The organism is Acidisoma sp., assembly GCF_035492295.1.
Lineage (GTDB): Bacteria > Pseudomonadota > Alphaproteobacteria > Acetobacterales > Acetobacteraceae > Acidisoma.
This window is the reverse complement of sequence record NZ_DATJJK010000274.1, coordinates 16,850-29,806: the sequence shown is the minus strand read 5'-3', so window position 1 is coordinate 29,806 and position 12,957 is coordinate 16,850. Positions and strand designations below refer to the sequence as shown.

Genomic DNA, 12,957 nt, shown 5'->3' with positions numbered 1-12,957 from the left:
AATCGAACGGCCCTTCGCGGAAAGTGCGACGCATCTGATCTCCATCGGCCTCGACGAGGATCTGGATGACGCGGCGAAGCAGGCGGTGCGGGAGATGGTCGATCATATCTGTCGCCGCAGCAATCTCTCCCGCAACCAGGCGTATATGCTCTGCTCCCTGATCGGCGATCTGCGCGTGACGCAGACGGTGGACGGCAACAAGGGCATCCACATGATGATGAGCAAGACGAATCTGTAGAGGGCGCTCCGGCAGCAGCCGCGAGCCGGTCAGATAGGCGGTCGGCGTCTGCCCACCCGAAAGGTCTGAGTGCCGGTCAGACCGCCCGTACGCTGCGCCGGTACCAGAAGGTCCCGGCAAAGAGCAGGCCGAGGATGCCGTATCCGATAAAGGGCGAGAGCAGCAGGTAGCGGCCGATCGGCCAAAGATACACGAGCCAGGTCATGATCGCCGTTTGCAGGATAAGGCCTGCACCCCAGAGCACGGTGAGATGCCGGAAGAAGCTTCCACCCTTGGGCGTCGCGATGAAAAGCTCCAGGCGGGCGGCGGCCTCGGCCCCCTGCCGGGCGAAGGTCGCGGCGGCGAGGTGGTAGAGCAGTGGGCGGCGCAGGCAGAGGCTGAGCAGGAAGACGAGGCCGATCAGCCCTGTCACCGCGTTTTCGCGCAATTGCAGAAGCTTGGGGCTGCCGCCGAAGGCGGTGGCCGCAACGGTGAGCAGGATTCCGGCGAGAACCACCACGCTCACGGCATCCAGCCTTCGGACGCGGATGAGTTCAAACAGGCTCCAGAGCAACGGCGGCAGGGCCGAGCCCATGAGGGCCAGCGTATCCCCGTAGAGGGGCTGCAACAGCGAAAACACCGCCCAGGGCGCCAGGATGTTGACGCCGAGTTCGGCCACGAGGTTCCAGGACAGACGCTTCAACTGAGGCCGCACTCCTGCTCATCGCCGAAGCACCGCAGATTAGTCCGCCTCCGCCACGATCGGCAAACCGGGCGGCGGAGGTCAGAAATCCTGCAGCTTGAAGTCGCTCGGTTCTGAGGGCGCCGCTGCGCGCAGCACATCCACCGAGCGGCGCAGACCCTCGACGCGCGAGAGGAGCACGTCCTCATGCTCGATGGAAAGCCAGCCGTCATACCCCACCATACGCAGCCGGTAGCAGAACTCCCCCCACCACTCCGTCCCATGGCCGAGGCCGAGGGTGATGTAGCTCCAGGAGCGGGCCGGGATATTGGTGAGCGATCCGTTCTCGAGCCGGCTCGTCAACGCCATGCGCGGCGCGTTGAGATAGGTATCCTTGGCATGACAATGCAGGATGGCATCGCCCAGCGCATCCACCGCCGCCAGCGGATCGGCACCCATCCACATCAGGTGGCTCGGATCGAGATTGGCGCCGACGACCGGCCCAATCGCCTGCCGCAGCTTCAGCAGTGCCGGCACGTTGTAGACGAGCTGATTGCCGTGGATTTCGACGCAAAGCTTGGTGACGCCCTGGCTTTGCGCGAAGGCCGCGAGATCGTGCCAATAGGGCAGCAGCTTCTCTTCCCATTGCCACTTCAGGATGCGGCTGGTCTCCGGCGGCCAGGAGGAGATGATCCAGTTGGGCGTCCGGTCCTCCGGCCCGCCCGCGGGCAGGCCCGACATCAGCACCACCGTGTCGAGACCGAGCGCACCCGCGAGCCGGATGGTCTCGTAAAGGGCCGCGGACTGTTCCTCGCCCTCCAGGGGGTGCAGCTGGTTGCCATTGGCGTTCAGCGCGATGAGCTCGAGGCCGCGGGCTTCAAAAGCGCGCAGAAAACGGCCGCGCGCAACCTCGTCCGTCAGCAGGCCGATCCGGTCGATATGTGGCGCCGAGGTCCAATTCGCGGCGTTGATCTCGATGCCCTGGATGCCGACGGCGGCCGCCGTATCCAGCATCTCCTCGAAGGGGAGATGGCCGAGGGAATCCGACACCATGCCGATTTTCATGACATGTCTCCACTCTGCCCGAATCGTCGAGCTTGATTAGTCATTTCTGTTGACATTCAGGCAGCCTGGGTTTCGCCGCGATGCAGTTCATGCTGGAGAGCATCGAGCCCGGCGCCCCCCGCCATGTGATACATGAGGTCTTCCAGCGTGAGCGCCGCGCGCGGCGTATCGAGCTCGACCTCGCCACGGGAGAGCACCATGAAGTGGTCTCCCACCATGTAGGCATGGTGCGGGTTGTGGGTGATGAAGATGACGCCGATGCCGTGCTGACGCGCGGCGGTCGCGATATAGCGCAGCACGAGGCCGGATTGCGCCACGCCCAAGGCCGCCGTCGGCTCGTCCAGGATCAGCACGCGCGCGCCGAAATGCACCGCGCGGGCAATGGCGACGACCTGCCGCTGGCCGCCCGAAAGCGTGCCCACCGGCTGCTCCAGATCAACGATGTTGATGCCCATGCGGCGCAGTTCCTCGGCCGCCGTCTCCTGCATGGTCTTCACATCGAGCCGGCGGAAAAGGCCCGACCCCACGCGGATCTCCGAGCCGAGGTAGAAGTTCCGCCATACCGAGAGTAGCGGCACCAAGGCCAGGGTCTGATAGACCGCCGAGATGCCGAGATCGAGCGCCTGGCGCGGCGAGTTGAAGGTCATCGGCTTGCCGTCCACGGCATAGGTGCCCTGGTCGTGGGTGATGAGCCCCGCAATGATGCTGATCAGCGTCGACTTGCCAGCGCCGTTGTCGCCCAGGATGCAAGTGACCTCGCCCTGACGGACGGTGAGGCTGACATCGCGGAGCGCGCTGATATTGCCATAGCTCTTGCCGACATTGGTAAGCTGGATGATGGGATTTCCGGAATGGCTCATCTCATTTGCTCCGGCTGACGGCGCGGACACGGAGCCAGCCGTTGAAGACGGTGGCGAGGAGAAGCATGGCGCCGACGAAGAACATGAACCAGTCGGGGTCCCAGTCGGCATAAATCACACCTTCGGTCGTCATGCCGAAGATAAAGGCGCCGAGGGCGGAGCCCGCGGCAGAGCCGTAGCCGCCGGTGAGCAGGCAACCGCCCACCACGGCGGAGGCGATGTAGAGCAGCTCGTTGCCGATGCCCGCACCAGACTGCACCGTGTCATAGGCGAAGAGCATATGCATGCCGGTGAACCAGCAGGAGAAGCCGACCACCATGAAGAGGCCGATCTTGACGCGCTTGACCGGAATGCCGACGGCGCGCGCGCTGTCTCCCTGCCCGCCGACCGCGAAGATCCAGTTGCCCATGCGGGTGCGCAGGAGCACCCAGGTCGCAATCACGGCGAAGAGCAGCCAGTAGACGATGGCGATACTGATGCTGACGCCGGCGATCTTGAATTGGGAGGCGAAGATCCGGTGCGCGAGATCGAACCCGTCCATGCCCGCGATGTCCTGCGTCGCGACATTCCCGGTCACCAGCTTGGTGATGGCGATGTTGAGACCCTGAAGCATCAGGAAGGTGGACAAGGTGACAAGAAAACTGTGCAGCTTGGTGCGCACGAGCAGATAGCCGTTGAGCGCCCCGATCGCGAGCGAGAAGACCAGCGCGAAAACGATGCCGATCCAGATATTGCCGGCGATCTCGGTCGCGAACATCGAGGCTGCGAGGGACGAGGAGGTGACCGCGACACCGGCACTCAGATCGAATTCGCCGCCGATCATGAGAAGGGCGACGGCGACGGCCGGAATGCCAAGCGTCGCCGCCTGGTAGAGCACGATGGAAAGCGCCGGAAGCTGCCGGAAGGGTGGCGCCATGACATAGAAGAAAGCGAAGACAAGGATGACACCGCCAAGCGCGCCGACCTCCGGCCGCTTCATCACCTTCTTCCAGAGCGGCTGCCGCACGAGCTGCCTGCGCGCAGAGCGCGTTTCTGCTGTTTCTGTCAAGACACTCACGTTATCCCTCCCGGCCGCTTCCGGCCGTTATCGCCCTATTCGTTCGGACGTGTCAGCGTGTTCCACCCTTCGCGAACTTGGCGACATCAGCGATGTTTGTTTTATCAACGAATGCCGGGCCGGTCAGCACCGGCTGACCGCCGCCCACGACATCGCCATTGACCTTGTTCAGCCACAGGAAATCGATCGCCAGATAGCCTTCGACGAAGGGCTGCTGGTCGACCGCCCATTGCAGCTTGCCTTCCTGGATCAGGCCGACGGCGCGCGGCGTGAGGTCGAAGGTACCGACCTTGGCCTGGCTGTTCGCCATGCCGACGGCCTGCAGGGCGGTCGGCGCGAAAGGCGCGCCCAGCGTCACGACATAGTCGACGTTCTTGTCCTGCTGCAGTTTGGCGACGATGCGCGACTGAGCGGAAGCCATGTCATAGCCGGGCACGTAAAGGGTGTAAAAACTGCCTTTGAAGGTGCTTTTGATACCGTCGCAACGGGCTTCGAGCTGCACCGCACCCTGCTGTTGGTCGACGCAGACGACGCTCTTCGCACCTTCCTTGTTCAGACGCTCGCCGACCGCCTTGCCGGCGATGGTCTCGTCCTGACCGACATAGGAGAGAATGCCCATATCCTTCCAGGCATCACCACCGGCATTGAAGCCGATGACGGGAATGCCCGCGGCCATGGCGGCCTTCGCGGCCGGTGCCTCCGCATCCGGGAAGGCGAGGGTCAGGGCGATGCCCTCCACATGCTGCGACACGACATTGTTGACGAGTTGCGCCTCACCGGAGGCTGTGGGGCTCGAGAGATAGAGAAGCTTGACGTGATCCTTCTTGGCCGCCGCATTGGCGCCCTTGCGGATGATGTCCCAGAAGGTGTCGCCCGGCTGGGCGTGGGTGATCATCGCGAAGGTGAATTCCTTCTCCGCCGCCTGCGCGGGACGCGCGGCGACCGATACCGTGCAGGCGATGGCAGCAATGGCCGCCGAAACGACGGCGGTCTTCTGAAGTATTTTCTTCATTATTTCCTGTCCTCTCCCATCTGCGCCCCTGGGGGCGCGAAACGCCGAGTTATTATTGCTCTTGGAACGTCATTGATTGCGGTTCACGCAGAATGGCGGCTTGCAGCCTATGCCGGCACGGCCGATCGGTGCCGTCTGTGCCCACCTCCTTCGAACGTTCTTGATGACGCTTTTGGCCCTGACGATAAGGCCATAGCGCCCTCCGCCTGTAAATCCGCTTTTCGCCTATTTCGACTAAAAATTCCACTTTTTTCTGCCAAACGATTTCAAATTCCATATTTGGCCGAGATAACGTTGATCGGAGCGGCAAAAGCGCGCGACGGCGAACCGGGATCAGACGGCCGTCGCAGCCATCCTCTGGTCTCAGCCTTCGCCAAGGAAGCTGGGAAGGCACGGAACAGGCTGCGCTTTTCGCCATCCGCAGCGCAGTCGCCCAGCCATGCGCCGAGAGCAGAGTGCCTGTCCCATGCCAGACATCTCGTGAAATGGAAATTTCATTCCGAAACTGCGGCGACCGGAGGACTCCCGCCAATCGGCGAGAGTCAGTCCTGCAAATGCTCGCGCAGGGTGCGGCCGGCATAGTCCTTCCGGAAGACGCCGCGTTCCTGAAGGATCGGCACCACGGTCTTGCAGAACTGCTCGTACATGCCGGGGAAGGTCGTGGGCGTCAACACGAAGCCGTCGCAGGCGTGGTCCTGGAAGAGATCGATCAATCGGTCGGCGATCATCTCCGGGGTGCCGACGAGCTGCGGGCAAAGCTCGCTTGTCGCGAAGCGCCGGGCCGCCTCGCCCAGCGTCAGCCCCTCCGCCGCGGTGCCCTGCAGGATCACGTCAAAGGACCCGCGCGACCCCTGCTCGACCTGAATATCCGTCAGCGGTTGATCCGGATCGAGCTGCGACAGGTCGATGCCGATCTGGCCGGAGACGCAGGCCATGCCGAGCTGGGTATCGACCAGCTCGTTCACGTATTCCGCCCGCTCGCGCGCGATCGCCTCCGTCTCGCCGATCACGACATCGATCGAGGGCAGCACGACGCAGCTTTCCGGCGCCCGGCCGAACTTCTGCATCCGACCTTTGAAATCCTTGTAGAAGGTCTGCATGTCACTCTTCTGGTGCTGCAGGGTGAAGATGATTTCCCCCCAGCGCGCACCGAAATCCCGGCCGCGCTCCGAACTGCCGGCCTGCATGATGACGGGATGGCCCTGCGGGCTGCGCGGCACGGTGAGCGGGCCGCGCGTCTTGATCCATTGCCCCTCGTAATCCGCGTAATGAACTTTCGACGCATCGGCGAAGATGCCCGACTTCTTGTCGAGGACGAGGGCACCCTCCTCCCAGCTGTTCCACAGCGCCATGCAGGCTTCCAACACCTCGTCCGCCCGGTCGTAGCGCTGGGCGCGGCCCGGCATCTCCGTCATGCCGAAGTTCTGCGCTTCCAGCGTGGAGGTGGAAGCGACGACATTCCAGGCAACGCGGCCGCGGCTCAGATGGTCAAGCGTGCCGAGCATGCGCGCGATCTGATAAGGGTGGTTGAAGGTCGAGGAATAGGTGAGGCCGAGGCCGAGGCGCTCCGTGACCCGCGCCATCATCGGCAGGATCACAGCAGGGTCGAGCAGGCAGACCTGCCCGCCTCGCCCCAGCATGGTGTCGTAGCTTTTGCCGTAGATATCGTAGATGCCCAGGATGTCGGCGAAAAAGAGCGCATCGAACTTGCCGGCTTCGAGCACGCGGGCGATGTGCTCATAGCGCGTAGGGTCCAGGATGTTGTCGACCTCGCTCTCCGGATGGCGCCAGGCCCCGTGGTGGTGACAGGTCGGCCCCGTCATCAGGAAGGCCACCAGATGCATGTTCCGTCTCGCCATGGCATTCCCCAATTCCGTTTGACCAGAAAACAATCCGGGCAGGAGCGGAGCAAAATCGGTGCCGCTTGGGAAGTGGCTGGTTTGGCGGGGAAGTGCGACCTTCTGCGCAAGCTGTAGGCGAATGGCCCAAATCCAGGGTCGAGGAGCGACCCCCTTGCGGGGGCTGCTGCCTCGACAATCCGGCCGGCGTTAGGAGGGCTGCGTCATCACGCCGTCGATTCGGCGCCAGAGGCCTTGGGGGTTCGCGTCCCGCACCGCTTCCGGCAGCAGGTATTCCGCCACGTTCTGATAGCAGACGGGCCGCAGGAAGCGGCGGATGGCAAGCGTGCCCACCGAAGTCGTGCGACTGTCGGATGTCGCCGGGAACGGCCCGCCATGGACCATGGCGTGGCAAACCTCGACGCCCGTGGGCCAGCCGTTGATGAGAATGCGGCCGGCCTTGGTTTCGAGCAGCGGCAGGACGGCGGCAAACAGCGCCTCATCCTCCTCAGTCATGTGCACCGTGATGGTGAGCTGGCCTTCCAGCCCTTGGAGGAGATGGGCGAGCGCCATGGCATCGCCGTCGCGCACCAGCAGGCCAGCCGCCCCGAAAACCTCGTCCGCCAGATGCAGCGTCTTCTGGAAGGTCGCGGCGTCGGTCGCGAAGAAAGCGGGGGTCGCCCGGTTTTCGCCGGACTGGCCGAGGCCCAGCCGCTCCACGCCGGCGGTGCCGGCAAGCTTTGCCACACCCTTCTCATAGGCGGCGAGGATGCCCTTGTGGAGCATGACGCCGGCCGCCGCCTCGCCCATCGCCGCGCCCGCCGCCGTCACGAATTCCTCGAGTCCCGGGCCCGGAATGGCGAGCAGCAGGCCGGGATTGGTGCAGAACTGCCCCGCACCCATGGTCAGCGACCCGACGAAAGCCTTCCCGAGCGCCGCACCCTGAGCGGCCAGCGCGCCGGGGAGAAGCAGGACCGGATTGATACTGCTCATCTCGGCGTAGACCGGAATGGGTTCGGGCCGTGCCGCCGCGATCTTGGCAAGCGCCAAGCCGCCGGCACGGCTGCCGGTAAAGCCCACAGCTTTGATGTGCGGGTCGGCGACCAGCGCCTGACCCACAGTGTCGCCCACGCCAAAAAGGAGCGAGAAGACCCCTTCCGGCATGCCCGCTTCCTTCACCGCTGCCTGGATGGCACGGCCGACCATTTCCGAGGTACCAGGATGGGCCGGGTGGCCCTTCACCACCACCGGGCAGCCGGCGGCGAGGGCGGAAGCGGTATCCCCACCGGCAACCGAGAAGGCGAGCGGGAAATTGCTCGCCCCGAAAACGCCCACGGGGCCGAGGGGAATCATCCGCATGCGCAGATCCGGGCGCGGCAGCGGCTTGCGGTCCGGCAGCGCCGGGTCGAGCCGAACGTCCTGCCAGCTGCCTTCCCGCACTTCCCGGGCAAATAGGCGAAGCTGGCCGACCGTGCGGCCGCGCTCGCCCTCAATCCGTCCGCGCGGCAGGCCGGTTTCGGCGCAGGCCCGATCAGTCAGCGCATCCCCCAGCGCGTCGATCTTGGACGCCACGAGCTCGAGGAAGGTCGCCCGCACCTCGGGAGTCGTCGCCCGATAGGGGGTGAAGGCCGATTCCGCGAGGCCGCAGGCCTTGGCGACATCGGCGGCCGTCGCCCCGCCATAGCTTGGTTCGAGGGCCGCACCGCTGGCGGCGTCAAAACCCTGGAAAGCCGTCTCGCTGCCCCGCCGCGCGGCGGCACCGATCAGCATCTCTCCGGTCAGTGTCATCTCGTCTTTCCCTTCTCTGGCCCGTGCTTTTTTGCCCCGTGCCTCATTTGCCCCAGCGCAGCACCAGCGGATCGAGCCGCCGGGCCGCATCCAGAAGCCCTGCCCGGGTCTCGGGCGAGAGCGGCACCAGCGGCGCGCGCGGCGCATCGCAGGCGATCACGCCGCCCTCCTTCATCAGGGCCTTGCAGGCAAGCAGACCGCCCTGCCGGTTTTCGACATTGATCAGCGGCAGCCAGCGGCCATAGCGCTCCACGGCCGCTTCCCGGTTTCCCGATAGATAGTCATGCACGATGGGTTTCAAACCGTCCGGATAGGCGCCGGCGGTCATGGCTCCTGTGGCGCCGGCGTCGAGATCGGCGAGAAGGGTGATCGCCTCCTCCCCGTCCCAGGGTCCTTCGATCGCGTCTCCGCCCAGGCGGATGAGGGTGCGCAGCTTTTCGGCCGCCTGCGGCACCTCGATCTTGAAATAGGAGACCTGCTCGATTTCCTTCGCCATGCGGGCGAGGAAGGGGGCGGAAAGCGGTGTGCCGGCGACCGGCGCATCCTGGATCATGATGGGGATCGAGATCGCGTCCGAGACCGCCTGGAAATAGCCGAAAATCGCGGCTTCCGGCACGCGGAACGTGGCGCCGTGATAGGGCGGCATGATCATGACCATCGCCGCGCCCTGGTCCTGCGCACGGCGGCTGCGCTCGGCGGTGATCCGGGTGGAAAAATGCGTCGTGGTTACGATAACCGGCACGCGGCCGCCGACATGCTTCAGAATCGCCGTCGTCAGCACCTCGCGCTCCTCGTCGGACAGCACGAACTGCTCGGAGAAATTGGCAAGGATGCAGATGCCGTCGGACCCGGCATCGATCATGAAGTCGATCGCGCGGAGCTGGCCAGCCATGTCGATATTGCCCGCCTCGTCGAAAATCGTCGGCGCGACGGGGAAGATGCCCGTGTAACGCCGCTTGATGTCAGCCATATCTGTCTCTCCCAGGCACTGGTTTTCAGTGATTGTCGCGCGGCACGGCCGCACCGCTGCGGCCGACCAGGAAATCGAGATCCGCGCCTTCATTCGCCTGCAGCACGTGATCGACGTAAAGCTTGGTATAGCCGCGATCGGCGGCCGGCGCAGGGGGCACCCAGGCGGCACGGCGCGCCGCCAGCTCCTCGTCCGGGACATGCAGGTGCAGCCGCCCGCCCGCGACGTCGAGCGTGATAAGATCACCGTCCCGCACCAGCGCCAGCGGGCCCCCGGCCGCCGCCTCGGGCGCCACATGCAGGACGACCGTGCCGTACGCGGTGCCTGACATGCGGGCGTCGGAAATCCGGATCATGTCCCGCACGCCATCCTTCAAAAGCTTCTGCGGCAGCGGCATGTTGCCGACCTCCGCCATGCCCGGATAGCCCTTCGGACCGCAATTCTTGAGCACCATGACGCAGGAGGAGTCGATATCCAGCGTCTCGTCGTCAACCGCGTCGTGCATCTCCTCGACATTTTCGAAAACCACGGCCCGGCCGGTATGGTTCATCAGTTCGGGCGAGGCGGCGGAAGGCTTGATGACGGCGCCATCGGGGGCGAGGTTGCCGCGCAGGATGGCAATGCCGGCATCGGGCTTGAAGGGCGTCTCGAAAGACGTAATCACCTCCCGGTTCCAGCACTGGGCACGGCCGACGTTCTCGCCGATCGGACGGCCGTTCGCGGTGAGCGCGCCCTCATGCAGCAGTCCCTGCTCCACCAGCGTCCTCAGCACCACGGGCAGGCCGCCCGCATAATAGAAATCCTCCATCAGGAACCGGCCGGAGGGCATCAGGTCGACCAGGCAATGAATGCCTTTCCCCAGACGGTCGAAATCATCGAGGCCGAGATCGACGCCGACGCGGCGCGCAATGGCGAGGAGATGGACCACCGCATTGGTCGAGCCGCCGATGGCGGCGAGCGTCCGGATGGCGTTTTCGAAGGCTTCGCGGGTGAGGATTTTGGAGAGTGTCAGATCCTCATTGACCATTTCGACGATGCGGCGGCCGGAAAACCGGGCGAGTTCGTTGCGCCTTGCATCGACCGCCGGAATGGCGGCATTGCCGGGCAGCGAGACGCCGAGCGCCTCCACCATCGAAGCCATGGTCGAGGCCGTACCCATGGTCATGCAATGGCCGGAGGAGCGGTTCATGCCGGCTTCCGCCTCGTGAAACTCCTCGAGCGTGATCTCGCCGGCGCGAAGCTGCTCGCTCATCGAGATGATGTTCGTGCCTGAGCCGATCATGCGGCCCTGATAGACGCCGCGCAGCTGCGGGCCCCCGGACACGCCGATGGTCGGCAAATCGGCCGAGGCCGCGCCCATCAGCAGCGCGGGCGTGGTCTTGTCGCAGCCCATGAGCAGGACCACGCCGTCCAGCGGATGCGCGCGCACCGCCTCCTCGACATCCATCGAGGCGAGGTTGCGGTAGAGCATGGCAGTCGGCCGCATCGTCACTTCACCGAGCGAGGAGACGGGAAATTCCAGCGGGAAGCCGCCGGCATCGAGCACGCCGTAGCGGACATGCTCGGCGATGGTGCGGAAATGGGAATTGCAGGGATTAAGCTCGGACCAAGTGTTGCAGATGCCGATGACCGGCCTGCCCTCGAACTGGTCCTGGGGAAAACCGCGATTCTTGAGGAAGGAGCGGTAGTAGAATCCCATCTTGTCCTGTCGCCCGAACCATTCCTGGCTGCGCAGGGGCTTCTTGGTCGTCATGGCAAACGCTTCCGTTGATTTCTTTTATCGGGTCAGAATGGTCCGACCATAACGCGGCCAAGCCGGTTTAGCCACCAGCCTCCTCGCCCGCTTCGAGACCGGCTGGCATGGTCTTCACCTCCCGGCTTTCCTCGAGCCAGAAGACCAGCGCGGCAGCGGCCGCCGCCGGCACGGCCAAGGCCAGGAAGGCGCCCTGCCAGCCGAACCAGGTGACGACCGCCCCGCCCGCGAGGCCGGACAGCGCGCCGCCCACCCCCTGGCCGGTGTTGACGGCGCCAAGCGCCGTCTGCGTGCGGCCCGAGCCCCAGGTGAGGTCGGCCACGACCAGCGGCACGGCGACGCCGATAAGGCCGGAACTCACCCCGTCCAGCACTTCCCCCAGAATCAGCCAAAAAGGGTCGGTGACGAAGGCCGAGAAAAAGGCGCGGACCGGCAGCACGAGGCAGGCGACCATGAGGAGCCGTCGGCGGCCGGACCGTTCGGCGACGCTGCCCGCCCAGAGTGCCACGGGAATCATCGTCAACTGCGCGACGATCACGTAGCCCGCGAGCCAACTCCCCCCGTCGCGCCCCGCCGCGACAAGCCGCTGGGCGACGAGTGCCAGCATGTAGCCATTGGCGAGGTTGAAAAGGCCGAGGGCGACCGCGAGCAGGGCGAGGCGACCGTTGCGCAGGATGCTGCCCATGCCGCTCCGATGCTCAACTTCGTCCGGCTCATTCTCCTCCCAGCCATGGGCGCGGCGACCGTTGAAGGCATGGAGCGGGGTCCAGAGAACGGACAGAATGGCCCCGAAAGCCATGGCGCCGAAAATCCAGAAGGGGGTCGCCGCCCCGAGCCAATGGCTGCCGAGGCCTATGAGGATCGCCGCAAAGACGATACCGGCATGATTGAAAGCCTGATTACGGCCCTGCTGGCCCGGGAAATGCGCCTTGCCGACGATGCCGAGCGTGAAGAGGGTGAGCGCCGGCAGAAGCAGGATGCCGCCCGCCGCGGCCAGGCACTGCGAAAGAAGAATCCAGACGAGGTCATGCGCCGCCGGCACGATCATCAGCGTGCCGAGCAGGATCGCCCCGCAGGCGGCCGCCAGCAGCGCGCGGGGGTGCCTCGCATGATCGACGATGGCGCCGGCCGGCCCGTTCAGCAGCAGGGCGAAGACGCCGATCGCAGTCATGACTGCGCCGGTCCTGGCCGGACTCCAGTGCCCCGAGGCGGCGAGCCATGTCGCTAGAAAGGGGCCGAGCCCGCCCTGGATGTCGCCGGTAAAGAAATTGATGAGGGCGAGATGGGCGGAAGGAGACATCAGGGGCGGAGCATCCTCGCGAGGCTGTGGAGAGCCTCCTCTAGGTGGGGTGCTCCGTTCATCTTCCCAGCAGTTGCCGGCCTGCCGCGCGCAACGGTCATCCCCTTCCTGCGCAGAATGGCCGTGCGACGGGGCAGGACCGTCGCGATCCAGCAACGCGGGGACCGAGTGACGATCTTGGCCGATGACCAGGGATCGGCCGCCGCCTCGCCCATGTCGGAGCAATATTCCGTGATGGTCGCGCGAAACCGGCTCGGCCACGCAGTCTCCCCGGCAGAGTCGAAGGGATACCCAGAATGCCCTGCAATGCAATCGCTGTCGTTTTTTGCGTAACTAAATCGAATTATTTCAGCAATCTGCAGATTTTGGACAAGCGACCTTCTTCCCGGCGTATAGAGGACCTTCCTGAAACGCA

General features: G+C 65.0%; 10 protein-coding genes and 1 pseudogene. 1 reads left to right on the top strand and 10 read right to left on the bottom strand.

Annotated features, from left to right (window positions below):
• Positions 1 to 238: pseudogene (locus VL752_RS20460) on the top strand (amidase); the annotation flags it as partial.
• Positions 239 to 314: 76 nt separating this feature from the next.
• Here the strand turns inward: VL752_RS20460 and VL752_RS20455 are convergent.
• The 10 genes from VL752_RS20455 to VL752_RS20410 all read right to left on the bottom strand — a co-directional run bounded on the left by VL752_RS20455 (position 315) and on the right by VL752_RS20410 (position 12,542).
• Positions 315 to 920: a VC0807 family protein gene (locus VL752_RS20455; RefSeq protein ID WP_325358183.1), complete on the bottom strand. Its 606-nt coding sequence runs from the start codon at positions 918 to 920 to the stop codon at positions 315 to 317.
• A gap of 81 nt (positions 921 to 1,001) precedes the next feature.
• Positions 1,002 to 1,964, bottom strand: a complete 963-nt coding sequence (locus tag VL752_RS20450) for a sugar phosphate isomerase/epimerase family protein (protein ID WP_325358181.1) — start codon at positions 1,962 to 1,964, stop codon at positions 1,002 to 1,004.
• Positions 1,965 to 2,020: 56 nt separating this feature from the next.
• Positions 2,021 to 2,824, bottom strand: coding sequence for an ATP-binding cassette domain-containing protein (locus tag VL752_RS20445; protein WP_325358179.1), 804 nt, complete (start codon positions 2,822 to 2,824; stop codon positions 2,021 to 2,023).
• A gap of 1 nt (position 2,825) precedes the next feature.
• A complete protein-coding gene (locus VL752_RS20440) occupies positions 2,826 to 3,881 on the bottom strand; it encodes an ABC transporter permease (protein WP_325358177.1) in 1,056 nt (351 codons plus the stop codon).
• 52 nt (positions 3,882 to 3,933) lie between these two features.
• A complete protein-coding gene (locus VL752_RS20435) occupies positions 3,934 to 4,893 on the bottom strand; it encodes a substrate-binding domain-containing protein (protein ID WP_325358175.1) in 960 nt (319 codons plus the stop codon).
• A 542-nt stretch (positions 4,894 to 5,435) separates the two neighbouring features.
• Positions 5,436 to 6,752: an LLM class flavin-dependent oxidoreductase gene (locus VL752_RS20430; RefSeq protein ID WP_325358173.1), complete on the bottom strand. Its 1,317-nt coding sequence runs from the start codon at positions 6,750 to 6,752 to the stop codon at positions 5,436 to 5,438.
• A 189-nt stretch (positions 6,753 to 6,941) separates the two neighbouring features.
• Positions 6,942 to 8,519 (bottom strand): aldehyde dehydrogenase (NADP(+)), encoded by a 1,578-nt coding sequence (locus VL752_RS20425; protein WP_325358171.1) that lies wholly within the window; start codon positions 8,517 to 8,519, stop codon positions 6,942 to 6,944.
• A 43-nt stretch (positions 8,520 to 8,562) separates the two neighbouring features.
• Complete coding sequence (locus tag VL752_RS20420; protein ID WP_325358169.1) at positions 8,563 to 9,489, bottom strand: dihydrodipicolinate synthase family protein; 927 nt, start codon at positions 9,487 to 9,489, stop codon at positions 8,563 to 8,565.
• Positions 9,490 to 9,514: 25 nt separating this feature from the next.
• Positions 9,515 to 11,242, bottom strand: coding sequence for an IlvD/Edd family dehydratase (locus tag VL752_RS20415; RefSeq protein ID WP_325358167.1), 1,728 nt, complete (start codon positions 11,240 to 11,242; stop codon positions 9,515 to 9,517).
• Between the two features lie 67 nt (positions 11,243 to 11,309).
• Entirely contained in the window at positions 11,310 to 12,542 is a 1,233-nt protein-coding gene (locus tag VL752_RS20410; protein WP_325358165.1) for an MFS transporter, read from the bottom strand.
• Positions 12,543 to 12,957: the final 415 nt, after the last annotated feature.

What these genes read in the sequence shown, in the direction of transcription:
- VL752_RS20410 (WP_325358165.1), bottom strand. Translation starts at nt 12,542, where the DNA reads ATGTCTCCTTCCGCCCATCTCGCCCTCATCAATTTCTTTACCGGCGAC.
- VL752_RS20415 (WP_325358167.1), bottom strand. Translation starts at nt 11,242, where the DNA reads ATGACGACCAAGAAGCCCCTGCGCAGCCAGGAATGGTTCGGGCGACAG.
- VL752_RS20445 (WP_325358179.1), bottom strand. Translation starts at nt 2,824, where the DNA reads ATGAGCCATTCCGGAAATCCCATCATCCAGCTTACCAATGTCGGCAAG.
- VL752_RS20420 (WP_325358169.1), bottom strand. Translation starts at nt 9,489, where the DNA reads ATGGCTGACATCAAGCGGCGTTACACGGGCATCTTCCCCGTCGCGCCG.
- VL752_RS20450 (WP_325358181.1), bottom strand. Translation starts at nt 1,964, where the DNA reads ATGAAAATCGGCATGGTGTCGGATTCCCTCGGCCATCTCCCCTTCGAG.
- VL752_RS20425 (WP_325358171.1), bottom strand. Translation starts at nt 8,519, where the DNA reads ATGACACTGACCGGAGAGATGCTGATCGGTGCCGCCGCGCGGCGGGGC.
- VL752_RS20435 (WP_325358175.1), bottom strand. Translation starts at nt 4,893, where the DNA reads ATGAAGAAAATACTTCAGAAGACCGCCGTCGTTTCGGCGGCCATTGCT.
- VL752_RS20430 (WP_325358173.1), bottom strand. Translation starts at nt 6,752, where the DNA reads ATGGCGAGACGGAACATGCATCTGGTGGCCTTCCTGATGACGGGGCCG.